The sequence below is a fragment of the Streptomyces sp. NPDC051963 genome, assembly GCF_044593495.1.
Lineage (GTDB): Bacteria > Actinomycetota > Actinomycetes > Streptomycetales > Streptomycetaceae > Streptomyces.
Genome location: NZ_JBIUCC010000005.1, coordinates 648,510 through 673,160 on the forward strand (window position 1 = coordinate 648,510; position 24,651 = coordinate 673,160).

Consider the following 24,651-nt stretch of genomic DNA (forward strand, 5'->3'; position numbering starts at 1 on the left):
GTTCATTTGGTGTCGTGCCTCTCACATCCCTGGTCATGCCGACATGTCCGCGGCACCTACATGGCCGAACACTTCGCCCTCGCCCACCCCGGCGAGCAGGTACGCCTGGGCCTCGCCCACGTGGAAGTACATCCCCTGCAACTCCAGCGAGCCCTCCCGCAGTCTCTGGGCCACCGACTCGTGGGCGCGCAGGTTCTCCAACTGCTGGACCACATTGGTCAGACAGAGCTGCTCGACCGCGTCGGCGGGCTTGCGTCCGGCGAGCCGGGCCCAGGGTCGGGTGTCGTCGGCCATGCGCTCCAGGCTCGGCAGCCCGTGCCGCAGCCACCGCTTGAGCGGCGTCTGGCCGCCGCCGGACTCGGAGTTGAGCAGCGCCTGCATGGCTCCGCACCCGGAGTGCCCGCACACCGTGATGGACCGCACCTTCAGCACCTCCACCGCGTACTCGATCGCGGCCGCCACCGAGTCGTCCCCGCTCTCCTCCCCGGGCGGCGGCACGAGGTTGCCCACATTGCGCACCACGAACAGATCGCCCGGACCACTGGAGGTGATCATCGAGGTGACCAGTCGTGAGTCGGCGCAGGTGAGGAAGAGCTGAGCCGGCTGCTGCCCCTCGCGCGCCAGCCGGGCCAGCTCGCGCCGCACCATGGGCGCGGTGTTGCGATGGAACGAGTTGATGCCGCGGGCCAGCTCATGGGTGCTGGGCCCGATCTCGTCGGTGTCGGAGGGACCGGTCGCATGTCCGTCGGGAGTGGCCGTGGACCGCGGGGGTTCGCACTGGTGGTTGCGCCACGGTGTCCAGGGGCGGCAGTGACAGTCGGCGTGCTCACCGGAACCGGTGCCGGCGGGCTCGGTGATCCGGACCCCGACGCGACGGCCGCTCATCTCGACCGTGCCGCCGTGCGCCGTGTGCGTGTTCTGCCAGTCCTGGAGTGACTCGTACGCCGCGTGGTCCATGAAGGAGCCGTCCAACTCGACGACGACATGGGCCCCTTCGGGCACACGATGCAGGACACGGCTGAGGCGCGGCACCGCGAGGAACGTCAACTGCCCTCGTACATGGACGTGATGGACTCCTTCCTTCTCGTCGTGCGTGATCCGGGTGCGGGTGAGGCGGTGCAGGGCGACGGCGACGGCCACGGCGATCCCCAGCGCCACGCCCTCCAGGACGCCGAGGAGCACCACGCCGAGTGTGGTGACGGTGTACACCAGCACTTCTCGGTGGCGGGTCACCGTGCGGATGTGGTGCAGGGACACCATCTGGATGCCGACGGCCATCACCAGGGCGGCGAGTGAGGCCAGCGGGATGAACTCCAGAATCGGGACCATCAGCAGTGCGGCGACTACTACGAAAACGCCGTGCAACATCGTGGAGTTCCGACTCACGGCACCGGATTGGACATTCGCCACACTGCGCACGGCCACGCCCGCGACGGGGAGACCGCCGAGCGTGCCGGCGACGACGTTGGCGGCGCCCTGTCCCAGCAGCTCGCGGTTCAGGTCGGAGCGGCCGACGCGGGTGGTCGTGCCGGGACCGCCGGCCGCCGGATCGGTGCGGGAGGCCACCAGCTTGTCCACGGCGACGGCGCCGAGCAGTGACTGCACGCTGCACACCAGCGTGGTGGTGAGCACGGCGGCGATCAGGCCGAGCACCGGTCCCTCGGGAAGTCCGGCCAGGGCGTGGCTGCGCCAGGACGGCAGGTCGACCTTGGGCAGGGTCAGTCCGGCGAGCGAGGCGATGGCGGTGGCTCCGGCGACGGCGACGAGTGCGGCCGGCACCTTGCGCAGGAGACGGCCGACGCGGCCGGGAATGCGCGGCCACAGCAGGAGGATCGCCAGGGTCAGGATGCTCACCGACACCGCGGCCGGATGCAGCTGTGCCAACTGGGCGGGCAGTTCCCGCACGTTGTCGACGACCGAGCTGTGCGGTGTGCCGCCGAGGACGATGTGCAGCTGGGCGACGGCGATGGTCGCGCCGATACCGGCGAGCATGCCGTGCACGATGGCGGGGCTCACGGCGAGCGCGGTGCGCGCCACGCGCAGGAAGCCCAGGCCGAGTTGGGCGAGACCGGCGAGGACGGTGATGGCGCAGGTCGTACGCCAGCCGTACCGCTGGATGAGATCGGCGGTGACCACGGTCAGGCCGGCGGCGGGGCCGCTGACCTGGAGCGGGGCGCCACCGAGCCATCCGGCGACGAGCCCGCCCACGGCGGCCGCGACGAGGCCGGCCTGGAGCGGCGCACCGGTGGCGAGGGCGATGCCGAGGGACAGGGGCAGGGCGATCAGGAAGACCGCGATCGAAGCCGACACATCGGCGCCCGCGATACGGAAGCGGCGGCGGGACGGCGGGGAACTGTGGGGCCGGCGCTTGGGCCGAGGGGAATCGGTGGCGCGGGTGGGGACGCAGGCAGACATGTTTCCCGTCTCCTCCGGGGCGGCGCGGTCGCAGATCTGGTGGTCCTCCGCTCGGGCGGAGGGGCGGGTCGCGGCCGTGGGTCACGGCGTGCAGCGGCGGGATGAAATCAACGTTCGGTAAATGGATCGTAATGGAGAGTAAAGGGAGAGCATAGACTTTCCGCGCAAATGGGCGAATACCTCACTCGCATGAGTGACATAGGATTTTTATCGGCTTGTCATATTAATTCCTTCTCAATCCCATGCGATCTTGGCGGCGCTGTCGGCCCTTCCCGGCACATCACCCGAGAACGACTCATCAGCGTTGGCCTGAGAGAAGGAAAGGTGGGCGGAATATGGCCGCCACCCAGAGGATCGCCGCGGGCGCAGTGGCCGCCGCGGCCTGTGCCGCATCGCTAGCCGGTTGTACGACGGGGACGAATGACTCCCCAACTGCCAAGCAAGGAGCCCCTGGTCCGCAGAAGGCTGCGCAGGCGCCCAAGAGCGTGGTCCGTCTGATCGGCGACGGCTCCACCTCCTACACCGGAGCCCAGCCGCATCTGCCCAGACCCGAACGCCTCAAGCCCGGCCAGAAACCACCGCAGTTCGTCGTGTTCTCCTGGGACGGCGCGGGCGAGGACAGCCAGCGGCTGTTCTCCCACTTCCGCAAGGTCGCCAAGAAGAACGACGCGACGATGACGTACTTCCTCAGCGGCGTGTACGTGCTGCCAGAGGGAAAGCGCGACCTCTACAGACCCCCGCAACACTCGCCCGGCCGCTCGGACATCGGCTTCAACGACGACCGCGGCATCGCCGACACCGTCAAGCAACTGCGCCTGGCGTGGCTGGAGGGCAACGAGATCGGCACCCACTTCAACGGCCACTTCTGCGGCACCGACGGCGGGGTCGGTGACTGGTCGGTCGAGGAGTGGAAGGACGAGATCGCCCAGGCGAAACGATTCGTCAAGTCCTGGAAGACCAACACCGGTATGAAGAAGGCCGCTTCGCTGCCCTTCGACTACGACAAGGAGCTCATCGGCGCCCGCACACCCTGTCTGGAGGGCCAGGAGAACTTCATGAAGGCCGCCCGCGAGCTGGGCTTCCGCTATGACACCAGCGGAGTCAACGACCAGGTCTGGCCGAAGAAGAAGGAAGGTCTGTGGGACCTGTCGATGCAACTCGTGCCGTTCCCCGGGCACACCTACGAACAGCTCACCATGGACTACAACTTCATGGTCAACCAGTCGGGCACCACCACCCAGGGTGACCCCGACAAGTACGAGTTCTGGGGCGACCAGATGCGGGACGGCCTGCTCAAGGGCTTCTTCCGGGCCTACGACGGCAACCGCGCACCCCTGATCATCGGCAACCACTTCGAGTCCTGGAACGGCGGCACCTACATGAGGGCCGTCGAGGAGGTCGTCGAGGAGGTGTGCACCAAGTCCGAGGTGCGTTGTGTGTCCTTCCGGCAACTGGCGGACTGGCTGGACGCCCAGGACCCCAAGACGCTGCGGAAGCTGAGCACCCTGAAGGTCGGCGAGGCCCCGAAGCAGGGCTGGGCATCCTTCTTGTCCGGCCGCCCGGCGCCGGCCCCCAAGGGCGCGCCCGGGGCGCCGGCGGACCAGCGGTAGCGGCCGTCACGCAAGGGTCGTGACATCCTCGCCGAGCACGAACCCGGGGTCGACCTGCGCCGCCAGGTCGACCCCGGTGCGCTCATTGCCCCACGTCCGGGCGTTCTTCAGATGGAAGTGCACCATCTGCTGCGTGTAGCGCTCCCAGTCGCGCAGCCCGTATGTCGCGTCGGCGGCCGTCCGCAGCAGCCGCAGGGCGCGGCGGCTCGCGTCCTCCAGGAACTCGAACCGGGGTGGGCGGCCCTTCTCCATGGCGCGCACCCAGTCCGAGTGGCCGACCGACACCAGCAGGTCGTCCCCGACCTCGGCGCGGAGGAAGTCGAGGTCCTCCTGGCTGTGCACCTTGTTGCCGACGACCTGGAGGACGACTCCGAAGTCGGCGGCGTACTCCTTGTACTGGCGATAGACGGAGACCCCCCTTCGGGTCGGCTCGGCGACGAGGAACGTGATGTCGAAGCGGGTGAACAGGCCGGAGGCGAAGGAGTCCGAGCCCGCTGTCATGTCGACCACGACATACTCGTCACGGCCGTCCACCAGGTGGTTCAGACACAGCTCCACCGCTCCGGTCTTGGAGTGGTAGCAGGCGACTCCCAGGTCGGCGTCCGTGAAGGGGCCCGTGACCATCAAACGGACGGCGCCGCCGTCGAGTTCCACCGGCCGGGCGCAGGCGTCGTAGACCGGATTGTCCCCGCGCACCCGCAGCAGCCGTGAACCCTCCCCGGGCGGTGTGGTCTTGATCATCGTCTCGGCGGACGTGATGTGGGGGTTGGTGCCACGCAGATAGTTCTTGATCAGCGGCAGCCGGTCGCCCATCGCGGGCAGCTCGCCCGCGTCCGTCTCGTCCAGGCCGAGCGCGCCCCCCAGGTGCTGGTTGATGTCCGCGTCGATCGCGACGACCGGTGCGCCGTCGGCCGCGAGATGACGAATGAAGAGGGAGGACAGCGTCGTCTTGCCACTGCCGCCCTTCCCGACGAAAGCAATTTTCATGTTCACAAAGGGTAGTCGGGCGATAGCTGTAGGTGGCAGGCGGGCGTGAAGAAGACCACTCAATCGTGGGGTACGCGCCCGGTGTGGCTAGTGTCGTACTCATGAGTACGACAGGTGCGACCGCCGATCCTCTGGCGGCCCTGGGCTCGCTGCCCGGTGTGGCCGAGTCCGTGGAGTCCGTGCGCAAGGCCGTGGACCGGGTCTACGGCCACCGGATCATGCGGCGTCGCAGCAACGAGATCACCTCCGAGGCGGCACTGCGCGGCGCCCGCGGCTCCGCGGCGCTGTCCGGCGCCGACTGGGCCCTCGAAGAGGTGCGCCGGCGCACCGACTTCAGCGGCGACGACGATGCCCACAGGGTGGGCGCGGCCCTCAGGCTGACCGCCGAGGCGGGCCAACTCCTGTCCGTCTGGCGGCAGTCGCCCCTGCGTGTGCTGGCCCGGCTGCATCTGGTCGCGGCGGCGAGCAACGCCGACGAGGTCGGGCGGCCCCGACAGCAGGGCGAGCCGGTCGACGAGCCCCTGGTCGAACTGTCGCTGCCGGGTGCGGCGGAGGTGTCCGGGCGACTGGACGGCCTGTCCGAGCTGATCATCGCGGGAAGTTCCGCGCCCGCACTGGTGACGGCCGCGGTCGTGCACGGAGAACTCCTTGCGCTGCGGCCCTTCGCCTCCCACAACGGCCTGGTCGCGCGTACGGCCGCGCGCATCGTCCTGGTCGGCAGCGGTCTCGACCCGAAGTCGGTCTGTCCGGCGGAGGTCGGCCACGCCGAGCTGGGCCGCGCGGAGTATCTGGCGGCGCTCGACGGCTATGCCTCCGGCACTCCGGAGGGCATGGCCGCGTGGATCGCCCACTGCGGCAAGGCGGTCGAGCTGGGGGCTCGCGAGTCGACGGCGGTGTGCGAGGCGTTGCAGCGTGGGGCGGCGTAGCAGGGAGAGCGGCGGGTTCGGGGGGTCCGGCGGGTTCGGCGGGTCCGCGTAGTCAGGAAAGCCGCCGGAAAGGGCGCATGAAAAAGGCCCCCAAAGGGGCCTGACAGGGGTTGCGGCGGTACGAGTCCTCGTACCGCCGCTGGCATGTCCACCGGGTTACCAAGCGTCCTCGAGATATTGCCCATCAGGTCGGGAACATTGCCCGTCACCTGGTGCGGCTGGCCCGTAATCGACGGGTCGACGTCGCGTGGGTGCCCGGTGTCCATGCGCGGTCCGTGGGGCCAAATGCGGTATTGAAGGTGATCCTCTCGGATGTCCTTGGTCTCGCGGGCCGTTGAGTCCTTTGTACTCCAGGACCTGGGCAAGCGGAAGTGGTGGCTGCACTTCTTTACTTTTAGGTTCAAAGGCGTACTAAAAGGGCGGCGCTCTGTCGAAGCACGCGCGCGTGGAGGCCGCGTGGAGGCCGCGTGCGGACAAGGAAGCAGGTCAGGCGACCGCTGTCCGACGTCGGCTGGCGTACCAGACGAGGCCCGCTGTGGCCGCGGCTGCCCCTATGGCGGCCACCGCGACGAGCGCCGGACGCGACGGTACGGAGAGGGTGGGCATACGCTGCTTGAGCCGGACCGGGCGGTGGAAATCGAGAATCGGCCACCCGCGCGCGAGCGCTTCACGACGCAGAGAGCGGTCCGGGTTCACGGCGTGCGGATGGCCGACCGACTTGAGCATCGGCAGGTCGGTCGCCGAGTCGCTGTAGGCGTAGCAGCGCTCGAGGTCGTACCCCTCGGACTCGGCCAGCTCCTTGATCGCCTCGGCCTTCGTCGGGCCGTACGCGTAGTACTCCACCTCGCCGGTGAAGCAGCCGTCGTCGCCCACGACCATCCGGGTCGCGACCACCCGGTCCGCGCCGAGCAGTTCACCGATGGGCTCGACCACTTCGGCACCCGACGTGGACACGATCACGACATCCCGCCCTGCCGTGTGGTGCTGCTCGATGAGGGAGGCGGCTTCGTCGTAGATGATCGGGTCGATCAGATCGTGAAGGGTCTCGGCCACGATCTCCTTCACCTGCTGGACGTTCCAGCCGCGGCACATCGCGGACAGGTACTTGCGCATCCGCTCCATCTGGTCGTGATCGGCGCCGCCCGCGAGGAAGACGAACTGGGCATATGCGGTACGCAAGGCGGCCCTGCGGTTGATCAGTCCGCCTTGGTAGAACGACTTGCTGAAGGTGAGCGTGCTCGACTTCGCAATGACCGTCTTGTCCAGGTCAAAGAAGGCCGCTGTGCGGGGCAAGGAGTGGTTTTCCACAACCCCGAGCATAGGGGCAGCCCATTCGGCGTAAGGTGGGCGCGTGGGTTTGCCTGAGAGGGCTCTCGGGTACACCATGGAAGTCACGGATCGTTCGCGACCGTGCTAACGCGGTCCGGCTCCTCCCCCCCCGAGTCGGCCGTGAAGGCGACCCCCGCTCTCCCCCCCGGCGGGGGTCGTCGCATGTCCGGGCGGGTTTTTCTTTCTCTGCACACGGCCGTACGGCCATCGTGAGGCGGCTGCGGCCGCCTCTTCGGCATGTCCGTGATCCGTCACTGTGCGTAGCCGTTGGGCTGCTCTGCGGAAGTCGCACGGGGGGCAGTACAGGGGTCACCGGTATGGGTGACGGCGATATTCACAACCATCGAGTTGTCCACAGTTATCGACCAAGATCCACACGATTTCCGGGTTCGCTGCACCGTGATTCCAGCGCGCCCCGACCGTGCCGACTTCATGGCTGGTTCCGGTTTGCAAGGCGCGTTTGGCCGGTTCCTATCGGCTGTTCATATGGAGGCCGGTTGCCGGTTCTTCACACGTTTGGGAATCGCGTGGCCGCAGGGGCTGCGTGAGAGGTGTGTCGCGGGCTCGGTGCGGGCCTGCGGGAGAGATGCGTCGGGCTCGGTGCGGGCCTGCGCGAAGGGGGATGGACATCGTGGCCGCAGCCGTCACTCACGATCCGCAGCCCGCCGCCGGAGGGCGACAGGGCGGACCGTTGATCGTCACGGAGGACGCCGACCTGCTGGACGACCTGCTGCGCCTGTGCGCGGCGGCCGGTGCCACACCCGAGGTGCACCACGGAGTGCCGGAGCCCAGGGGGCGCTGGGAGGCCGCGCCGCTCGTCCTCGTCGGGGACGACGCCGCGCGGCGGGTGTACGGCGCCGCCCGCAGAAGGGGGGTCGTGCTCGTCGGCCGGGACCAGGACGACCCCGGAGTCTGGAAGCGGGCCGTCGAGATCGGCGCCGACCACGTCCTGATGCTCCCCGACGGAGAACAGTGGCTGGTCGACCGCATCGCCGACGTCGCGGAGGGCGTCGGCAGGCCCGCGCTCACCGTGGGCGTCATCGGGGGCCGCGGCGGGGCAGGCGCCTCCACGCTCGCGTGCGCGCTCGCCGTCACCTCCGCGCGGGAGGGGCTGCGCACACTGCTGGTCGACGCCGATCCGCTGGGCGGCGGACTCGACGTCCTCCTTGGCGGCGAGACCGCGGAGGGCCTGCGCTGGCCCGCCTTCGCCGCCTCGCGCGGACGGGTCGGCGGCGGCGCCCTGGAGGAGTCGCTGCCGCGGCTGCACTCGCTGCGGGTGCTCAGCTGGGATCGCGGGGACCGTATCGCCGTCCCGCCGCAGGCCGTACGCGCGGTGCTCGCCGCAGCCCGACGCCGGGGCGGCACGGTGGTCGTCGATCTGCCACGCCGCCTCGACGACGGGGTCGCCGAGGCACTCGCCCAACTCGACGTCGGACTGCTTGTGGTCCCCGCCGAGCTGCGCGCGGTCGCGGCCGCCGGGCGGGTGGCCTCCGCCGTCGGCATGGTTCTGCGCGACCTGCGGGTGGCGGTGCGCGGACCGTACGCTCCCGGGCTCGACGACCGCGAGGTGGCCCGGCTGCTCGGACTGCCGTTGGTCGGCGAAGTGCCCGTGGAATCCGGGCTGCTGCGTCCGCACGAGAGCAAGTCGCCGCCCGGGGCATCCGCTCGCGGACCGCTGGCGCGGTTCTGCAAAGGGTTCTGGGAGCGGGCGCTGATGGAGGCGAGCGCCGCATGAACACATTCTCCGGGCCACAGCTCGACGGCGTACGGCAGTGGCTGGCCGAGAGCGGCGCCGAGCCGACACCCGCGCGCGTGGCACAGGCGCTGCGGGAGCAGGGGCGGGTGCTCGGCGACGCCGAAGTCCTCGGCGCGGCCCGACAGTTGCGCTCCGAACTGGTCGGCAGCGGCCCGCTGGAACCCCTGCTCGCCGACCCGTCGGTGACCGACGTCCTGGTCTCCGCCCCGGACCGGGTGTGGGTCGACCGGGGCGGCGGACTGGAGTTGACGCCGGTCTCCTTCGCCGACGCGGCGGCCGTACGACGTCTTGCGCAGCGTCTGGCCGCGGTGGCCGGGCGGCGGCTGGACGACGCCCGTCCGTGGGTCGACGCCCGGCTGCCCGACGGGACACGCCTGCACGCGGTGCTGCCTCCGGTCGCCGTGGGCTGTGCGTGCCTGTCCCTTCGGGTCGTACGGCCCCGGGCCTTCACGCTCGACGAACTGGTGACGGCGGGCACGGTCCCGCCGGGTGGGGACCGGGTGCTGCGGGCGTTGCTGGAGGCCCGGCTGTCCTTCCTGATCAGCGGTGGGACCGGCAGCGGCAAGACGACGCTGCTGAGCGCACTGCTGGGGCTCGTCGGATCGGGTGAGCGGATCGTGCTCGCCGAGGACTCGGCGGAGCTGCGGCCCGACCATCCGCATGTCGTGCGGTTGGAGACCCGGCCCGCCAACCAGGAGGGCGCGGGGCTCGTCACCCTTGAGGACCTCGTACGGCAAGCCCTGCGGATGCGACCCGATCGACTTGTCGTGGGGGAGGTGCGCGGGCCCGAAGTGGTCCATTTGCTGGCCGCGTTGAACACGGGCCATGAGGGCGGCTGCGGGACCGTCCACGCCAACGCGGCCGCGGACGTGCCGGCCCGACTGGAGGCGCTCGGCACGGCGGCCGGGCTCGACCGGGCCGCCCTGCACAGCCAGTTGGCGGCCGCTCTGTCGGTCGTACTGCATCTCGTGCGCGACCGGGCCGGACGGCGGCGGATCGCCGAGGTGCATGTGCTGGAGCGGGACCCGTCCGGACTGGTGCGGACGGTGCCGGCCCTGCGGTGGGGCGAGGAGGCGTTTGTGCGGGAGCGGGGGTGGGGGCGGTTGCGGGAGTTGCTGGGCGACGCGTGTGGTGTGTGGGGACGGAGGGGTGATCGGGATGGGTGAGCTCTCGGCGGGGGCTGCCGTGGTGTGTGTCGGGGAGGCGGTCTGGCTGATGGGCGGATGGCACTCCGGGGCACGGCGGGCGCAGTTGCTGCTCGCGGGCGGCGGAGTGGTGGGAACCGGGCCGCCCGTGTGGCGGGATGCGGTCGGTCGGCTGCGGCAGATCCGCGGGCAGCTGCGGGTCGAGTGGTGGGCGCCGGTCGCCGGGCTGGTGCTGGCGGTGCTGGGCGCGTCGGTACTGCCGGTCGTCGCGGGGGCGGCCGGAGTGCCCTTGCTACGACGGCTGCGGCTGGCCGGGGAGGCGCGGAGGGCGCGGGAGCGGCGCGCGGACGGGGCGATCGGGTTGTGCGCGGCGCTCGCCGGGGAGGTGCGGGCCGGACGGCAGCCGGGTGAGGCCTTGCTGAGTGCGGTACGCGACTCCGGCGGGTTCGGGGCGGCACAGGCTGCGGTGCTGGCGGCGGCGAGATTCGGCGGGGACGTGCCGGGTGCGCTGGCGGGCGCGGCGCGCCAGCCGGGCGCCGAGGGGCTGCTGGGGCTCGCGGCCTGCTGGCGGGTGGCAGTGGACCAGGGCGCGGGGCTCGCGGCCGGGCTCGACCGGCTGGAGGCGGCCCTGCGTGCGGAGCGGGACCAACGGTCCGATCTGCGCGCCCAGTTGGCCGGCGCCCGCTCTACGGCGGTGATGCTCGCCGCGCTCCCGGCCTTCGGCCTCGCCCTCGGCACGGCCCTCGGCGCCGACCCACTGCACGTCCTGCTGCACACCGGGGCGGGGTTCGGGTGCCTGGTGGTCGGCGGGCTGCTGGAGGTGGTGGGGGTGTGGTGGGTTGCTCGGATCGTGCGGGGCGCGGAGGCGATGTGAGGGAGCGGGTGCGGGTGCGGGAGCGGCGGGATCGGGAGAAGGAGGCGACGTGGGTACGGAAGTTTTCCACAGGGTGGGGGCGGTTCTGGGGGCCGCGCTGGTGCTCGGGTGGGTGGTGCGGTGGGTTGGGGCGGTACGGCGTGAGCGGAGGGTGCGGCGGCGGGTTGCCGAGTTGCTGGACCTGGAGTCGGCGTCCGCGGGGATGCGCGTCGATCTGCGGGACGTCGTGCGGCGGTGGGCGCCGGTGGTGGGGGTCCTGGGCGCCTGTTGGGCTGTCATCGGCGGAGTTGCCGGGGTCGCTGTGGGGCTGGTCGGTGCGGTCGGGCTGTGGCGGTGGCGTCGTCGGCGGTTGACCGCCGGGCCGGCCGAGGGATTCGACGCCGGTGAGGCGGCGCGTCAACTACCGCTCGCGGCCGATCTGCTGGCGGCCTGTATCGCCGCGGGAGCTGGTCCGGTGATCGCCGCGCAGGCCGTGGGCGAGGCCCTGGGAGGCCCCGTGGGGGAAGCGCTGGCCCGCGGTGCCGCGGAGGTGCGGCTCGGCGGTGAACCGGGCGCGGCCTGGCGGAGGCTGGCCTCCATGCCGGGGGCCGGGGCGCTGGCGCGGCTGTTGGAACGGGCCGACGTGTCCGGGGTCCCCGCGGCCGTGCCGGTCGCCCACCTCGCCGCTCAGGCCCGCGCCGACTGGGCCCGCACTGCGACCGCACGGGCCAGACGGGCGGCCGTCATGGTCACCGTTCCGGTGGGGCTGTGCTTTCTGCCGGCGTTCATCGCGGTCGGCGTGCTGCCCGTGGTGATCGGGCTCGCGAGTGGAGCGCTGGGAGGGGGTGGTGGATGACGGCACGGCACGGGTGAACGACGTATGACGGACAACGAGAGATCAAGAGCTCAAAGAGATCAACAGGGCTGAACCTCACGGGGGTTGAGATGTACAAGGCGGTACGGGCGCGGCTGCGTGCCCTGATGTGCGGGGCGCGGTTGGCGCGGAGGGACGCGGGGATGGTCACCTCCGAGTACGCGATGGGGATCGTCGCGGCGGTGGCGTTCGCAGTGGTCCTCTACAAGGTGGTCACGAGCGGGCAGGTCGACGCGGAACTCCAGGCCATCGTGAAACGGGCCCTCGATGCCGGGATGTGACGGGCGATCGGCGCGATGGACGCGCGGATGCGCGCGGGAGGCGGACCGGGGGTTCGTGACGGCGGAGTCGGCAGTGGTGCTGCCCGTGCTGGTGATGTTCGCGATGGCGTTGGTGTGGGGGCTGCTCGTCGTGGGCGCCCAGATCCAGTGTGTCGACGCGGCCAGGACGGGCGCCCGCGCGGCGGCTCGCCAGGATCCGGCCGCCGCGGTCGTGAAGTTGACCCGCGAGGCGGCACCCCACGGCGCGCAGGTCACGCTCAGCCGGGAGGGCGACCAGGTCCGCGTGGTGGTCGTGGCGAAGCCACCGGCGCTGGACGGTCTGCCTTTCGAGGTGCGAGAGGAAGCCGTGGCATCGGCGGAGGACAGTGGGGAGGTGAAGAGTTGAGGGGCGGGGGTCTGGCCTCGGGTGGCGGGGCAGTCGTCGACGGCCGCTCTGCGCAGGGCTGGGTCTCCGGTGGCGGGGCAGCCGTGAGGTGCTTCGGCCGAGGGTTCGCCGTAGGCCGGCGTTCCGATCGAGGTTCCGCCACCGTCTGGAGCGTCGGTGCAATCGCGGTGCTCTGCGTGGTGTTCGGCGTCGTACTCGCCCTGGGGCAGGCCGTCGTGGCCCGGCACAGCGCGGCGGGCGCCGCCGACCTGGCCGCGTTGGCGGCGGCAGACCACTGGACGGAGGGCGGCGCCGCGGCCTGCGCCCGGGCGGACCGGGTAGCGAGAGCCCAGGGCACTCGGCTTGTGCGGTGCGCTGTCGTGGGCGAGATCTCGGACGTGACGGCGAGATCGGGACGGGGCCCGTTCGCGGCGGAGGTCAGGGCGCGGGCGGGGCCTGCGGGGGCGGTCCCACAGGGTCCTGGACCGGCTCCTGGGCAGCCCTCTGTACCGGCTCCTCGGTCGGCTCCAGGGCAGGCCCTTGGACCGGCTCCTGCGCGGGCCCTCGTAGCGGCTCCCGGGAGGATTCTCCGACCGGCTCCTGTATCGGCCCCCTCCCCGGCTCCCCGCCCCCCTTCTCCTCAGGAGCCCCTCGCAGCAACACCGTGAGCAGCCGCACCGCCCCCCTCTTGTGCAACGGATCGTTGCCGTTGCCGCACTTGGGGGACTGGATGCAGGACGGGCACCCGGCGTCGCACTCGCAGGAGGCGATGGCCTGTCGGGTGGCCGTCAGCCAGGAGCGGGCCGTGTGGAAGGCGCGCTCGGCGAAGCCCGCGCCGCCCGGGTGGCCGTCGTAGACGAAGACCGTCGGCAGAAGGGTGTCCGGGTGCAGTGGGACGGAGACGCCGCCGATGTCCCAGCGGTCGCAGGTCGCGAAGAGGGGCAGCATGCCGATGGACGCGTGCTCGGCGGCGTGCAGGGCGCCGCCGAGGATCTCCGGGTTGATCCGGGCGGCGTCCAACTGGTCCTCGGTGACCGTCCACCACACGGCACGCGTGCGCAGCGTACGAGGAGGGAGGTCGAGCTTTGTCTCGCCCAGCACTTCACCGGTGATGACGCGTCGACGCAGGAAGGAGACGACTTGGTTGGTGACTTCGACGGAGCCGTAGCAGAGGCGGCCGTCGCCCCAGGGGATCTCGACGTCCGTCTCCAGGACGGAGATCGACGTCGTGTCGCGGGCGACCGTGGCGTACGGCGGGTTGGCCTCCTCGACCAGGGCGACCGAGTCCTCCAGGTCCAGTGAGCGGACCAGGTAGGTACGGCCCTGGTGGAGGTGGACCGCGCCTTCGTGCACCGTCGTGTGCGCGGCACCCGCGTCCACGGTGCCGAGCAGCCGTCCTGTGCCGGCCTCGACGATCTGCACCGACTGACCGCCGCCGCCCCGGATGTCGGTCAGGTCGGCGGCCCGTTCCCGGCGGGTCCAGTGCCACGCCTTGGTCCGGCGGCGCAGCAGCTTCGCGGCCTCCAGCTGCGGCAGCAGACCTTCCGTCTCCGGGCCGAACAGCTCCAAGTCGTCGTCCGTCAGCGGCAGTTCCGCCGCCGCTGCGCACAGGTGCGGGGCCAGGACGTACGGGTTGTCCGGGTCGAGGACGGTCGACTCGACGGGCTGGTCGAACAGGGCCTCGGGGTGGTGGACGAGGAAGGTGTCCAGGGGGTCGTCGCGGGCGACCAGGACGGCGAGGGCTCCTTGCCCCGACCGGCCGGCCCGGCCCGCCTGTTGCCACAGCGACGCGCGTGTGCCCGGGTAGCCGGCGATGACGACCGCGTCCAACCCGGAGACGTCGATGCCGAGTTCGAGGGCGGTGGTCGCGGCGAGACCGAGGAGTTCGCCGGAGTGCAGGGCCTGTTCGAGGGCGCGGCGTTCCTCGGGGAGGTAGCCGCCGCGGTAGGCGGCCACCCGCCGGGCGAGCGAGCGGTCGATCTCGGCCAGCCTTTCCTGGGCGATCACCGAGATCAGCTCGGCGCCGCGCCGGGAGCGGACGAAGGCGACGGTGCGCACACCCTGGACGGCGAGGTCGGTCAGCAGGTCGGCCGTCTCGGCGGTGGCGGTACGGCGGACCGGTGCGCCCTTCTCACCCTGGAGCTCGGTGAGCGGGGGCTCCCACAGGGCGAACACCAGTTCGCCGCGTGGGGAGGCGTCGTCGGCGACCTCGACCACCGGGAGGCCGGTGAGGCGGCGGGCGGCGACCGAGGGCTCGGCGGCGGTCGCGGAGGCCAGCAGGAACACGGGCGAGGCGCCGTACCGGGCGCACAGGCGGCGCAGTCGGCGCAGCACCTGGGCGACGTGGGAGCCGAAGACACCGCGGTAGGTGTGGCACTCGTCGATGACCACGTACTTCAGCGACTTCAGGAAGGAGGACCAGCGAGGGTGGGACGGGAGTATGCCGCGGTGCAGCATGTCCGGGTTGGTGAGGACGTAGTTGGCGTACTGGCGGATCCACTCGCGTTCCTCGAACGGGGTGTCGCCGTCGTAGACCGCGGGGCGGACCGAATTGCCCAGTGGTTGTGAAAGTTCCTTCACAGATCGCCACTGATCCGCCGCGAGAGCCTTGGTGGGTGCCAGGTAGAGCGCGGTGGTGCCGCGGCCGTTCGGTGCCTCGGACCCGTCCAGGAGGGTCGACAGAACGGGCGCCAGATAGGCCAGGGACTTGCCGGACGCGGTGCCGGTGGCGACGACCACCGAGTCGCCGTCCAGGGCGTGCTCGGCCGCGCTGGCCTGGTGGGCCCAGGGATGCTCGATGCCCGCCGCCTGCACGGCCGCGATGACCTCGGCCCGGATCCGATCGGGCCAGACGGCATGGCGACCCTCGCGCGGGGGCAAGTGCTCCGTATGAGTGATGCGCGAAGCCCGGCTCGGCCCTGCGGCGAGCCGGTCCAGGACCATGCCGGGCGAGAGGCCGGAGGCGGGGTCCGCCGGGGGTCGATCGGATCGGTGATTCTTGGCCATCGGCACCGAGTGTGTCACTGGCGTGACGGACAATGGGACCAAGGCGTCGTGCACGCCTGCCGTAAGTGATTGAATGCCATCGCGGCTGGCGAACCGTCCCGGGCCCTGCCGAGGTGTCCCGAGGGACGACCGCTCGATAGCAAGGTGCTGGAGGATCCGTGGACCTGTCCCTGTCGACCGAGACCATCGGCGATCGCACGATCGTCAAGGTCGGTGGCGAAATCGACGTTTATACCGCGCCCAAGCTGCGCGAGCAGCTCGTCGAGCTGGTGAACGACGGGAGTTTTCACCTCGTCGTCGACATGGAGGGCGTGGACTTCCTCGACTCCACCGGTCTCGGCGTGCTGGTCGGCGGCCTGAAGCGTGTGCGTGCCCATGAGGGCTCGCTGCGCCTGGTCTGCAACCAGGAGCGCATTTTGAAGATCTTCCGCATCACCGGCCTCACCAAGGTGTTCCCCATTCACACCTCGGTCGAGGAAGCGGTGGCGGCCACCGACTGACCGCCGGACCCGGGCCAGTGATCAGTCGTCCGCGCCCGGGACGGAAGAAGTTCATCAGGGGGTCCGGGCTTTCGGCAGCCCGGTCCCCCGACAGCACGCCCGAAGTTCCGAGGGGGATGCATGGCCACCGTTGAACTCCGCTTCAGCGCGCTGCCCGAGCACGTCAGGACCGCCCGACTGGTGGCGGCAGCGGTGGCGCGCAGGGCCGGAGTGGACGAGGCCGTTCTCGACGAGGTCAGACTCGCCGTCGGCGAGGCCTGCACCCGTGCCGTCGGACTGCACCAGAGCGGCGGGATCACGTCGCCGGTGAAGGTGCTGCTGATCGAGGAGGAGAAACAGTTCTCCATCGAGGTCGGCGACGAGGCACCGCGCTCTGCCCCCGGGGACCGCGCGCCGGGCGGCGCCGCCGAGGACCCCGACGCGGAGACCGAGGAGGACGAGATGGGCCTCGCGGTCATCAGCGGCCTCGTCGACGATGTCGAGGTCACCGCCGGCGAGCACGGCGGGCTGATCCGTATGACCTGGCCGACCACACCGCCGACCGTGGCGCTCGGCTGAACTGACCCACGCTTCACCACCAAGGGCCCTGCTGAGCAGGGCCCTTGGTGTTTTCCGGCACAGCATCCAGGCAATTCGTGAAGGAATTCACGATCAATGATCCGATAATTCGATCAAGGTGCATGTGGGCGTCAATGCCTTTGAGGCATTACTTCTTTCGGGTTCTGTGGCGTGACGTCGATCATTTGCTGAAGAGCATGTGAAGGCTAATTCCGTTTACCGCCCACTGTTTTGATCAGGTCCGGGTACCTAGAATCCGTCCACATCTTGAGCTCAGCACAGGCGTCAAGGAGGACGAATGGCGGGGCTTTCTACCCCTCATCAGTTTGACCAACCCACAACCTTCGCAGCCGCAGTCCTGACCGACGACAACCGCATCCTCGTGATGGTCATCGCGGTCGTCGCGCTCGCGGCTCTCGTGGTCGCAGGCATCCTGGTGCGCCAGGTGCTCGCGGCCGGCGAAGGCACCGACAGCATGAAGAAGATCGCAACAGCCATCCAGGAGGGCGCGAACGCCTATCTGGCCCGGCAGCTGCGCACGCTCGGTGTTTTCGCCGTCATCGTGTTCTTCCTGCTCATGCTGCTGCCAGCGGACGACTGGAATCAGCGCGCCGGCCGATCGGCGTTCTTCTTGATCGGCGCCGCGTTCTCGGCGGCCACCGGTTATATCGGCATGTGGCTCGCTGTACGGAGCAATGTGCGAGTCGCCGCCGCCGCGCGCGAGGCGACCCCCGCGGAGGGTGAACCGGAAAAGGATCTCACCGCCGTCTCGCACAAAGCCATGAAGATCGCTTTCCGCACAGGCGGCGTCGTCGGCATGTTCACAGTGGGGCTCGGTCTGCTGGGCGCCTCTTGTGTGGTGCTCGTCTACGCGGCCGACGCGCCGAAGGTCCTCGAAGGCTTCGGCCTCGGGGCCGCCCTGATCGCCATGTTCATGCGTGTCGGAGGCGGCATCTTCACCAAGGCCGCCGACGTCGGCGCCGACCTGGTCGGCAAGGTCGAACAGGGCATTCCGGAGGACGATCCGCGCAATGCCGCGACCATCGCCGACAACGTGGGCGACAACGTCGGCGACTGTGCCGGCATGGCGGCCGACCTTTTCGAGTCGTACGCCGTGACGCTCGTCGCCGCGCTGATCCTCGGCATGGCCGCCTTCGGCGACGCCGGGCTCGGCTTCCCGCTGCTCGTACCCGCGATCGGCGTGATCACCGCGATGATCGGCATCTTCGCGGTGGCGCCGAGGCGTTCCGACCGTAGCGGCATGTCCGCGATCAACCGTGGGTTCTTCATCTCCGCGGTGATCTCGCTCGTGCTGGTCGCGATCGCTGTCTACGTCTATCTGCCGTCGTCGTACGCCGATCTCGACGGCGTCACCGACGCGGCGATCCAGGCCAAGAGCGGCGATCCGCGGATCCTCGCGCTGATCGCGGTGGGGATCGGCATTCTGCTCGCCGCTGTGATCCAGCAGCTGACGGGCTACTTCACCGAGACGAACCGTCGCCCGGTCCGGGACATCGGCAAGAGCTCGCTGACCGGCCCGGCCACCGTCGTCCTCGCCGGTATCTCCCTCGGCCTCGAATCGGCCGTCTACACCGCCCTGTTGATCGGCCTCGGCGTGTACGGGGCCTTCCTGCTCGGCGGTACGTCGATCATGCTGGCGCTGTTCGCGGTGGCGCTGGCCGGTACCGGCCTGCTCACCACGGTCGGTGTGATCGTCGCGATGGACACCTTCGGGCCGGTCTCCGACAACGCCCAGGGCATCGCGGAGATGTCCGGCGACGTCGAGGGCGCGGGCGCCCAGGTGCTCACCGACCTGGACGCGGTCGGCAACACCACCAAGGCCATCACCAAGGGCATCGCCATCGCCACCGCGGTCCTCGCGGCTTCGGCGCTCTTCGGGTCGTACCGTGACGCGATCACGACCGGCGCGCGGGACGTCGGCGAGAAACTCACCGGCGAGGGCGCGCCGATGAACCTGATGATGGACATCTCGCAGCCCAACAACCTCGTCGGCCTCATCGCGGGCGCGGCGGTCGTCTTCCTCTTCTCGGGGCTGGCGATCAACGCGGTCTCGCGGTCGGCGGGGGCGGTGGTGTACGAGGTGCGACGGCAGTTCCGTGAGCGGCCCGGGATCATGGACTACACGGAGAAGCCCGAATACGGCAAGGTCGTCGACATCTGCACCCGGGACGCCCTCAGGGAGCTCACGACCCCCGGTCTGCTGGCGGTCATCGCACCCATCGCCATCGGGTTCACGCTCGGTGTGGGCGCGCTCGGCTCGTTCCTCGCGGGCGCGATCGGCACCGGCACGCTGATGGCGGTGTTCCTCGCCAACTCCGGCGGTGCCTGGGACAACGCCAAGAAGCTCGTCGAGGACGGTCACCACGGAGGCAAGGGCAGCGAGGCCCACGCCGCCACGGTGATCGGCGACACGGTCGGCGACCCCTTCAAGGACACGGCAGGCCCTGCGATCAACCCGCTGCTGAAGGTCATGAACCTGGTGGCGCTGCTGATCGCACCCGCGGTGATCAAGTTCAGCTACGGCGAGGACAAGAGCGTCGGCATCCGCGTCACCATCGCGGTGCTCTCGATCCTTGTGATCGTCGGCGCTGTCTACGTCTCCAAGCGACGTGGCATCGCCATGGGTGACGAAGGCAACGCGGAGCGGGTGGCCAAGCCGGCCGATCCTGCGGTGGTTTCGTAGGCGGTCTTACGACGCCCAGCTCACGGGGCGGGCGGACGGCGCGCATCGACGCGCCGTCCGCCCGCCCCGTGCGTGTTCACGCCCGATGCCGTGACCCTTCTCTCTCTGGTGTAAATCACATCAAAAGGGTTTCTAGTGGGCCTTCGGCGTACTGGTGTCCCCCATCCGGCGTGTAAGTTCCGGGGCCGAGAGCCACGGAAGGGACCAAACCGGTGAACAAGAAGCTCGCGGCCGCACTGTCCGGCGGTGCGGTACTGGTACTGGCGCTGTCGGCATGCACCAGCGACGAGAGCAACGAGGAGCTCGACGCCTGGGCCAAGAAGATCTGCGACACGGCCCTGGCGCCGAACGCGAAGATCGCCGCCGCCGACGCCGCGATCAACAAGGTGGCCACGGACAGCGAGCCCGAGGAGCTCCAGAAGGTCGACTCCCAGGCATTCGGGGACCTCGCCGAAGGCTTCAAGACGCGGGCGGCCTCCCTCACGGACGCCGGAGCGCCTGCGGGCATCGACGACGGCGACAAGAAGCAGCAGGACGCCATCAACAAGCTCACCGCCGTCTCCACGGCCTACACCGATCTCAAGAAGCAGGTCGACGGGCTGAACACGAAGGATCAGGCGAAGTTCGCGTCCGGACTGAACGAGATGTCGGACGGCATGAAGGACGTGGCGACCCTGCGCAAGAACGCGGTCGCCGCGCTCAAGCAGCTCGAAGAGGGCGACGCCAAGAAGTCTCTGGTCAAGCAGGACAGCTGCAAGAAGGCAGCCGCGTCGGCCTCGGCCACCGACAGCTGAGGCCTCCTCCGGGGCGGGACGCGGGCACCCGTGGCCGCACGCGGGTCACAATGAGGGCGTGAGTAACTCCAGCCTGTCCCCGCTGCCCTCCGCCGACCGCCCCGAGATCACCGCCCGCCTCCGGGACGCCCTGCTCGCGGCCTCCTTCACCGCCGACGGGCTGCTCGAGCTGCTCGGCGCGCCCGCGTACGCGGCGCTCGCGCGGAGCGAGACCGTGCCGGCGCTCCGGGCGACACGCGGCGACACGCCGCTGGAGATGCTCGTACGGCTGTTCCTGTTGCAGCAGCCGGTGCCGCACGCGCGCGTGGAGGGCGTTCTGCCGCTGGCGGAGTGCCTCGACAGCGGGTGGCTGTCGCCCGTCGGCGGGGCTGAGGTCGCCGCCGCCGTGGATGTACGGCCGTACGGCGGGCCCGGTGGTGAGGACTGGTTCATCGTGTCCGACCTGGGGTGCGCGGTCGGGGGCGCCGGCGGCATCGGCAGCCGGAATGAGGGCGTCGTCCTCGGCGTCGGCGGCGCGTCCATGACGCTGGCGGGCATCACCGTCCGTACGCCCGTCTCCGCCGCCCTCGACCTCGGTACCGGCTCCGGGATCCAGGCCCTGCACGCCGCGCAGCACGCCACGCGCGTGACGGCGACCGACGTCAACCCGCGCGCGTTGCACATCACCGCACTCACGCTGGCCCTGTCGGGCGCTCCGGGGGCCGACCTCCGGGAGGGCTCGCTGTTCGAGCCGGTCCGGGACGACGAGACGTACGACCTGATCGTGTCGAACCCGCCCTTCGTGATCTCGCCCGGCGCACGGCTGACGTACCGCGACGGCGGGATGGGCGGGGACGATCTGTGCCGCACGCTCGTTCAGGAGTCGGGGGAACGGCTGCGGGAGGGCGGGTTCGCGCAGTTCCTCGCCAACTGGCAGCACGTGGAGGGGGAGGACTGGCAGGACAGGCTCAGGTCGTGGGTGCCGCGCGGGTGCGATGCCTGGATCGTGCAGCGCGAGGTGCAGGACGTCACGCAGTACGCCGAGTTGTGGCTCAGGGACGCAGGCGATCACCGGAGTGACCCGGCCGAGTATCAAGCGCTGTACGACGCGTGGCTCGACGAGTTCGAGGCGCGCAAGGTGAAGGCGGTCGGCTTCGGCTGGATCGCCCTGCGCAGGACGGGGACGGCCGTGCCCTCAGTGACGGTCGAGGAGTGGCCGCATCCGGTGGAACAGCCGCTCGGCGAGACGGTCCGGGCGCACTTCCGGCGCCTCGACTTTCTGCGCGCGCACGACGACGCGGACCTGCTCGAAGGGCACTCCAGGCTCGCCGCCGAGATCGTCCAGGAACAGGTCGGGCTGCCCGGTGCCGAGGACCCGGAGCACGTGGTGCTGCGCCAGCACCGTGGGATGCGCCGGGCCACCAAGGTGGACACCGTCGGCGCGGGCTTCGCGGGCGTCTGCGACGGCAGGCTGAGTGCGGGTCGCATTCTGGATGCCATCGCCCAACTGATGGGCGAGGACCCGGTGTTGCTGCGCGACCGTACGCCCGCGCAGATCCGGCTGCTGGTGGAGCAGGGGTTCCTCGATCCGGCGTAGTGACCTCGGCCGGCGCCTGCGCTTGTGATGCCTGAGGCAGGAGTGCGTCCCTGATGCGCATGCGTCCGCTCTGGCGGGATTGATCCGGAAAAGGTCTCCTGTCAGTGGTGCGTGCGAAGCTACCTTCGAGAGACAGAGCTCACGCGTTCTCGGGGGAGGCGCGCTGTCTCGGGGGAGGCGTGATGTCGGGGGAGACGCCGGATCAAGGCGAAGGCAGGGTCATCAACGGCCGGTATCGGCTGCTGAGCGCGCTCGGCGCGGGCGGCATGGGCCGCGTGTGGCTCGCGTACGACGAGGAGTTGGCCTGCGAGGTCGCGATGAAGGAGATCGCGCTTCCGGATGTGCCGATGGACGCGAGCGAGCCGGCCCAGAGGATCGCCCGCGCCCGCAGCGAGGCCCGGCACGCGGCACGGCTGCGCGGCCATCCGCATGTCGCGACGGTGCATGACGTGGTGGTGCACGAGGGACTGCCCTGGATCGTCATGGAGTACGTGCCGGACGCGGTCGACCTCCAGGCGGTCGTACGGAGCTCGGGGCCGCTGTTGCCCGCCCAGGTGGCCCGTGTCGGGCTCGCCGTCCTCGACGCACTCGCCGCCGGGCACCGCATCGGCATCCTCCACCGGGATGTGAAACCGGCCAACATCCTTCTGGCGCCGGACGCTTCGGGCGACCCGCACGCGCGCGTGCTGCTCACCGACTACGGCATCGCCCTCCAGCCCGAGTCCCGCGAACCCCGGCTCACCGCCACCGCCGGCATCCTCGGCACGCCCGGCTATCTCGCCCCGGAGCGGGCACGCGGCGAGCCGCCCACACCGGCCGCCGACCTGTTCTCGCTCGGCGCCACGCTGTACGCCGCGGTCGAGGGACGCGGCCCCTTCGACCGCCACGGCGACTACGCGACGTTGACGGCGCTGCTCGGCGAGGAACCCACGCCACCGGTCCGCGCGGGGGAACTGGCGCCGGTGTTGCAGGGGTTGCTGGTGAAGGACCCGGTGCGCAGGTCGGCGCCGGAGGCGGTGGTGCGGGGGCTGGAGCGGGTGCTGCAGGGTGCGGCGGGCTCGGGGTTCCCCGGGGCGCCCGGATGGGGCGCGGCGCCCGTGGCGGGGGGTTTCGGGCCGCCGCCGGAGGGGTTCGTGGCGGCTCCGCCCGGCATGCCCTGGACACCTGGCATGCCTCCGACTCCCAACACCCCACAGACGCCGCACACTCCTGCCGGCGGTCCGGCCACTCCGGGAGGGGGCGGTCAGGGCAGCCCCGGCCCCGGTGCGCCGGTCGCGCCCGGTGGTCCCGGTGCCGGCGGTCCGGTGACGCCCGGCGGGACATACGGCGGCTCGCCCGGGGCGACGCCGTACGACGTCTGGCGGCAGCCCGGACCCCAGGGTGCCGTCGACCCCGGCAACCCGTATGCGCAGATGCCGGGCTCGCCGTACGCGGGGAGCGGCGCGCCTCCGTCGTACGGCGGCACTCCACAGCCGTATGCCGGAGGCTTCCCCGGCAGTCCGGGTGGCGCTCCGCCCCCACCCCCCGCTGCCAGGAATCGCCTCGCGCTCATCGCCTTCGTCGTGGCCGCCGTCCTCGTCGTCGCCGGCGGTGCCTGGGCGGCCGTGTCGCTGACCGGTGATGACGGTGGCGGCAAGCGCGCCGTGACGAAGAGCTCGCCGTCGCCGAGCGCGTCGTCCCAGGGGTCGCAACCGCCGGCCGGGCCCGTGTATCCGTACGGCGAAGTGATCGGCCTCACCGATGCCCTGGAGACCGGCGACTGTGTGCAGGCGGTCTGGACGGGGGCGCCGTTCAAGTCGGAGCCGAACCTCGGGGTCGTGGACTGCGCCGAGGACTGGCCGGACGGACAGGTCGTCGCGGTGGACACCGCCGGCGACTACGACGATGCCCGCACCCAGGGCGCGAAACGCTGCGAGAACCAGACCCGGTCGGTCACCGAGGCGCTCCCGGACGCGGCCGGCTACGCCGTCGTACCGACGAAGGAGGGCTTCACGACGGCCAACAGCGGTACGGCATGTCTCGTACTGGGCCGCCATGCCGCGATAGGCGGCGAAGTGGGCAGCTTCCGCGACGCGGGCACGGATTTGTGGGTCGGACAGATGAGCGTCGGCGACTGCTGGGTCTACGAGGAACTGGAGGACGGCTACAAAGCACCGCTCACCGAATGCTCCAAACCGCACACCGACCAGGTCATAGGCGCTGTTCAGGCGCCGAGCGGAATGAGCCAGAAGAAGGGCGGCGACAACTCGACCAAGCTGTGCCGCAACAAATTCGAGTCGACCTGGGCACCCGGTTCGGAGCGGACCGTCTACGGCTGGGTGGCCGACGAGGACGACTGGGAACTGGGCTTCACCAAGATCGTGTGCACGGTGAGCCGTGCCGACGACGAGAAGACGACCGGAAAGATACCCGCGCCCGGATCGGTCTGAGGCCGGGCCGGGACCGGTCCGGGGGCCCGCCGGCGGGGATCCACTGAGACGTCGGTCCCTCGTTCACCTGAGGTTCGCCGGGCCGCCGTCCGTCCGTGCCAGCCTCCCGGCACCGGGGTAGGTACGGACGGGAGAAAAGGGGCACAAAAAGCCATGGAGAGCGGACCGGCGATCTTCGCGGGTGTGGTGTTCGCCCTGTTCGGGGGCGGACTGCTGGTGTGGACGGCGGTCCGTGTGCGGCATCGCCAACCCGTGGCCCAGGGTGTGAGCCCTGTCGCATCGGTGACCCTCGCGACCGTCGCCGCGGTGATCGCGCTGGTCCTCGGAACGTGGTGCTTCACCCGCGTCTGAGGACCGTCCCAGGACAGGGACTTCAATAATTAGGAGGTCATCCTCCGGATAGCTTCGAAAAGGCCGGTGGGCACTCCGGGCGGCAGGAATGGCGGGAGTCGGGTTACCGTTCGAGTGGCCGTTGCGGGCTTTTCCCGTTTGACACGGGGGCGGGATGTACCGTCACACTCCGCAGCGTCAGCATGACCCGACC

At 70.5% G+C, this 24,651-nt stretch carries 19 protein-coding genes and 1 pseudogene; 16 read left to right on the plus strand and 4 right to left on the minus strand.

The genetic code is table 11. The features are described from left to right. Positions 1-33: 33 nt before the first annotated feature. Positions 34-2,415 carry a bifunctional SulP family inorganic anion transporter/carbonic anhydrase gene (locus ACIHFB_RS23755; protein WP_400127821.1) on the minus strand — a complete coding sequence of 794 codons (2,382 nt, stop codon included), beginning with the start codon at positions 2,413-2,415 and terminating at the stop codon, positions 34-36. 335 nt (positions 2,416-2,750) lie between these two features. Here ACIHFB_RS23755 and ACIHFB_RS23760 point away from each other — a divergent pair, with 335 nt between their 5' ends. Continuing rightward, the gene (locus ACIHFB_RS23760) at positions 2,751-4,025 is read left to right on the plus strand and encodes a hypothetical protein (RefSeq protein ID WP_365272978.1); all 1,275 of its coding nucleotides are present in this window, start codon (positions 2,751-2,753) and stop codon (positions 4,023-4,025) included. A 6-nt stretch (positions 4,026-4,031) separates the two neighbouring features. Here ACIHFB_RS23760 and ACIHFB_RS23765 read toward each other — a convergent pair whose 3' ends face one another. Beyond that, positions 4,032-5,012, minus strand: coding sequence for an ATP-binding protein (locus tag ACIHFB_RS23765; RefSeq protein WP_400127822.1), 981 nt, complete (start codon positions 5,010-5,012; stop codon positions 4,032-4,034). Positions 5,013-5,113: 101 nt separating this feature from the next. On the opposite strand from ACIHFB_RS23765, the gene ACIHFB_RS23770 reads away from it, so the two are divergent. Then, entirely contained in the window at positions 5,114-5,938 is an 825-nt protein-coding gene (locus tag ACIHFB_RS23770) for an oxidoreductase (RefSeq protein ID WP_400127823.1), read from the plus strand. A 486-nt stretch (positions 5,939-6,424) separates the two neighbouring features. On the opposite strand, the gene ACIHFB_RS23775 is transcribed toward ACIHFB_RS23770, so the two are convergent. After that, positions 6,425-7,258: an HAD-IB family hydrolase gene (locus tag ACIHFB_RS23775; protein WP_365272987.1), complete on the minus strand. Its 834-nt coding sequence runs from the start codon at positions 7,256-7,258 to the stop codon at positions 6,425-6,427. 631 nt (positions 7,259-7,889) lie between these two features. On the opposite strand from ACIHFB_RS23775, the gene ssd reads away from it, so the two are divergent. The 7 genes and pseudogenes from ssd to ACIHFB_RS23810 form a co-directional block, all read left to right on the plus strand. Continuing rightward, the gene (gene ssd / locus ACIHFB_RS23780) at positions 7,890-9,002 is read left to right on the plus strand and encodes a septum site-determining protein Ssd (RefSeq protein WP_400127824.1); all 1,113 of its coding nucleotides are present in this window, start codon (positions 7,890-7,892) and stop codon (positions 9,000-9,002) included. Beyond that, positions 8,999-10,189 (plus strand): TadA family conjugal transfer-associated ATPase, encoded by a 1,191-nt coding sequence (locus tag ACIHFB_RS23785; protein WP_365272993.1) that lies wholly within the window; start codon positions 8,999-9,001, stop codon positions 10,187-10,189. Before ssd ends, ACIHFB_RS23785 begins: the two co-directional genes overlap by 4 nt. Beyond that, positions 10,182-11,042, plus strand: coding sequence for a type II secretion system F family protein (locus ACIHFB_RS23790; protein WP_400127825.1), 861 nt, complete (start codon positions 10,182-10,184; stop codon positions 11,040-11,042). Before ACIHFB_RS23785 ends, ACIHFB_RS23790 begins: the two co-directional genes overlap by 8 nt. 49 nt (positions 11,043-11,091) lie before the next feature. Next, on the plus strand, positions 11,092-11,877 hold the full coding sequence (locus ACIHFB_RS23795; protein WP_400127826.1) for a type II secretion system F family protein: 786 nt from the start codon (positions 11,092-11,094) through the stop codon (positions 11,875-11,877). Between the two features lie 89 nt (positions 11,878-11,966). Further along, positions 11,967-12,176 carry a DUF4244 domain-containing protein gene (locus ACIHFB_RS23800; protein WP_365273002.1) on the plus strand — a complete coding sequence of 70 codons (210 nt, stop codon included), beginning with the start codon at positions 11,967-11,969 and terminating at the stop codon, positions 12,174-12,176. Further along, complete coding sequence (locus tag ACIHFB_RS23805; RefSeq protein ID WP_365273005.1) at positions 12,163-12,561, plus strand: TadE family type IV pilus minor pilin; 399 nt, start codon at positions 12,163-12,165, stop codon at positions 12,559-12,561. Before ACIHFB_RS23800 ends, ACIHFB_RS23805 begins: the two co-directional genes overlap by 14 nt. Before the next feature lie 83 nt (positions 12,562-12,644). After that, positions 12,645-13,034, plus strand: a pseudogene (locus ACIHFB_RS23810) (Rv3654c family TadE-like protein); the annotation flags it as partial. Here ACIHFB_RS23810 and ACIHFB_RS23815 read toward each other — a convergent pair. Then, positions 12,979-15,546 carry a DEAD/DEAH box helicase gene (locus ACIHFB_RS23815; protein WP_400127827.1) on the minus strand — a complete coding sequence of 856 codons (2,568 nt, stop codon included), beginning with the start codon at positions 15,544-15,546 and terminating at the stop codon, positions 12,979-12,981. The pseudogene ACIHFB_RS23810 and the gene ACIHFB_RS23815 overlap by 56 nt on opposite strands. A 158-nt stretch (positions 15,547-15,704) precedes the next feature. Here ACIHFB_RS23815 and bldG point away from each other — a divergent pair, with 158 nt between their 5' ends. From bldG to ACIHFB_RS23850, 7 genes are all read left to right on the plus strand, one after another. Continuing rightward, positions 15,705-16,046, plus strand: coding sequence for an anti-sigma factor antagonist BldG (bldG, locus tag ACIHFB_RS23820; protein ID WP_210593608.1), 342 nt, complete (start codon positions 15,705-15,707; stop codon positions 16,044-16,046). Positions 16,047-16,166: 120 nt separating this feature from the next. After that, a complete protein-coding gene (locus tag ACIHFB_RS23825; protein WP_365273010.1) occupies positions 16,167-16,604 on the plus strand; it encodes an ATP-binding protein in 438 nt (145 codons plus the stop codon). Positions 16,605-16,902: 298 nt separating this feature from the next. Beyond that, positions 16,903-19,308 (plus strand): sodium-translocating pyrophosphatase, encoded by a 2,406-nt coding sequence (locus ACIHFB_RS23830; RefSeq protein WP_365273013.1) that lies wholly within the window; start codon positions 16,903-16,905, stop codon positions 19,306-19,308. A 212-nt stretch (positions 19,309-19,520) separates the two neighbouring features. After that, on the plus strand, positions 19,521-20,102 hold the full coding sequence (locus ACIHFB_RS23835; RefSeq protein ID WP_365273016.1) for a small secreted protein: 582 nt from the start codon (positions 19,521-19,523) through the stop codon (positions 20,100-20,102). Between the two features lie 58 nt (positions 20,103-20,160). After that, a complete protein-coding gene (locus ACIHFB_RS23840; RefSeq protein WP_400127828.1) occupies positions 20,161-21,678 on the plus strand; it encodes a methyltransferase in 1,518 nt (505 codons plus the stop codon). 182 nt (positions 21,679-21,860) lie between these two features. Continuing rightward, positions 21,861-24,107 (plus strand): serine/threonine-protein kinase, encoded by a 2,247-nt coding sequence (locus tag ACIHFB_RS23845; RefSeq protein ID WP_400127829.1) that lies wholly within the window; start codon positions 21,861-21,863, stop codon positions 24,105-24,107. 153 nt (positions 24,108-24,260) lie between these two features. Next, entirely contained in the window at positions 24,261-24,458 is a 198-nt protein-coding gene (locus ACIHFB_RS23850) for a hypothetical protein (protein WP_365273024.1), read from the plus strand. The last annotated feature ends 193 nt before the right edge of the window (positions 24,459-24,651 follow it).

Excerpts from the sequence above, each read along its gene's own strand:
- ACIHFB_RS23755 (WP_400127821.1), bottom strand. The coding sequence starts at position 2,415 with ATGTCTGCCTGCGTCCCCACCCGCGCCACCGATTCCCCTCGGCCCAAG.
- ACIHFB_RS23760 (WP_365272978.1), top strand. The coding sequence starts at position 2,751 with ATGGCCGCCACCCAGAGGATCGCCGCGGGCGCAGTGGCCGCCGCGGCC.
- ACIHFB_RS23765 (WP_400127822.1), bottom strand. The coding sequence starts at position 5,012 with ATGAAAATTGCTTTCGTCGGGAAGGGCGGCAGTGGCAAGACGACGCTG.
- ACIHFB_RS23770 (WP_400127823.1), top strand. The coding sequence starts at position 5,114 with ATGAGTACGACAGGTGCGACCGCCGATCCTCTGGCGGCCCTGGGCTCG.
- ACIHFB_RS23775 (WP_365272987.1), bottom strand. The coding sequence starts at position 7,258 with ATGCTCGGGGTTGTGGAAAACCACTCCTTGCCCCGCACAGCGGCCTTC.
- ssd (WP_400127824.1), top strand. The coding sequence starts at position 7,890 with ATGGACATCGTGGCCGCAGCCGTCACTCACGATCCGCAGCCCGCCGCC.
- ACIHFB_RS23785 (WP_365272993.1), top strand. The coding sequence starts at position 8,999 with ATGAACACATTCTCCGGGCCACAGCTCGACGGCGTACGGCAGTGGCTG.
- ACIHFB_RS23790 (WP_400127825.1), top strand. The coding sequence starts at position 10,182 with ATGGGTGAGCTCTCGGCGGGGGCTGCCGTGGTGTGTGTCGGGGAGGCG.
- ACIHFB_RS23800 (WP_365273002.1), top strand. The coding sequence starts at position 11,967 with ATGTACAAGGCGGTACGGGCGCGGCTGCGTGCCCTGATGTGCGGGGCG.
- ACIHFB_RS23805 (WP_365273005.1), top strand. The coding sequence starts at position 12,163 with ATGCCGGGATGTGACGGGCGATCGGCGCGATGGACGCGCGGATGCGCG.
- ACIHFB_RS23815 (WP_400127827.1), bottom strand. The coding sequence starts at position 15,546 with ATGGCCAAGAATCACCGATCCGATCGACCCCCGGCGGACCCCGCCTCC.
- ACIHFB_RS23825 (WP_365273010.1), top strand. The coding sequence starts at position 16,167 with ATGGCCACCGTTGAACTCCGCTTCAGCGCGCTGCCCGAGCACGTCAGG.
- ACIHFB_RS23830 (WP_365273013.1), top strand. The coding sequence starts at position 16,903 with ATGGCGGGGCTTTCTACCCCTCATCAGTTTGACCAACCCACAACCTTC.
- ACIHFB_RS23845 (WP_400127829.1), top strand. The coding sequence starts at position 21,861 with ATGTCGGGGGAGACGCCGGATCAAGGCGAAGGCAGGGTCATCAACGGC.
- ACIHFB_RS23850 (WP_365273024.1), top strand. The coding sequence starts at position 24,261 with ATGGAGAGCGGACCGGCGATCTTCGCGGGTGTGGTGTTCGCCCTGTTC.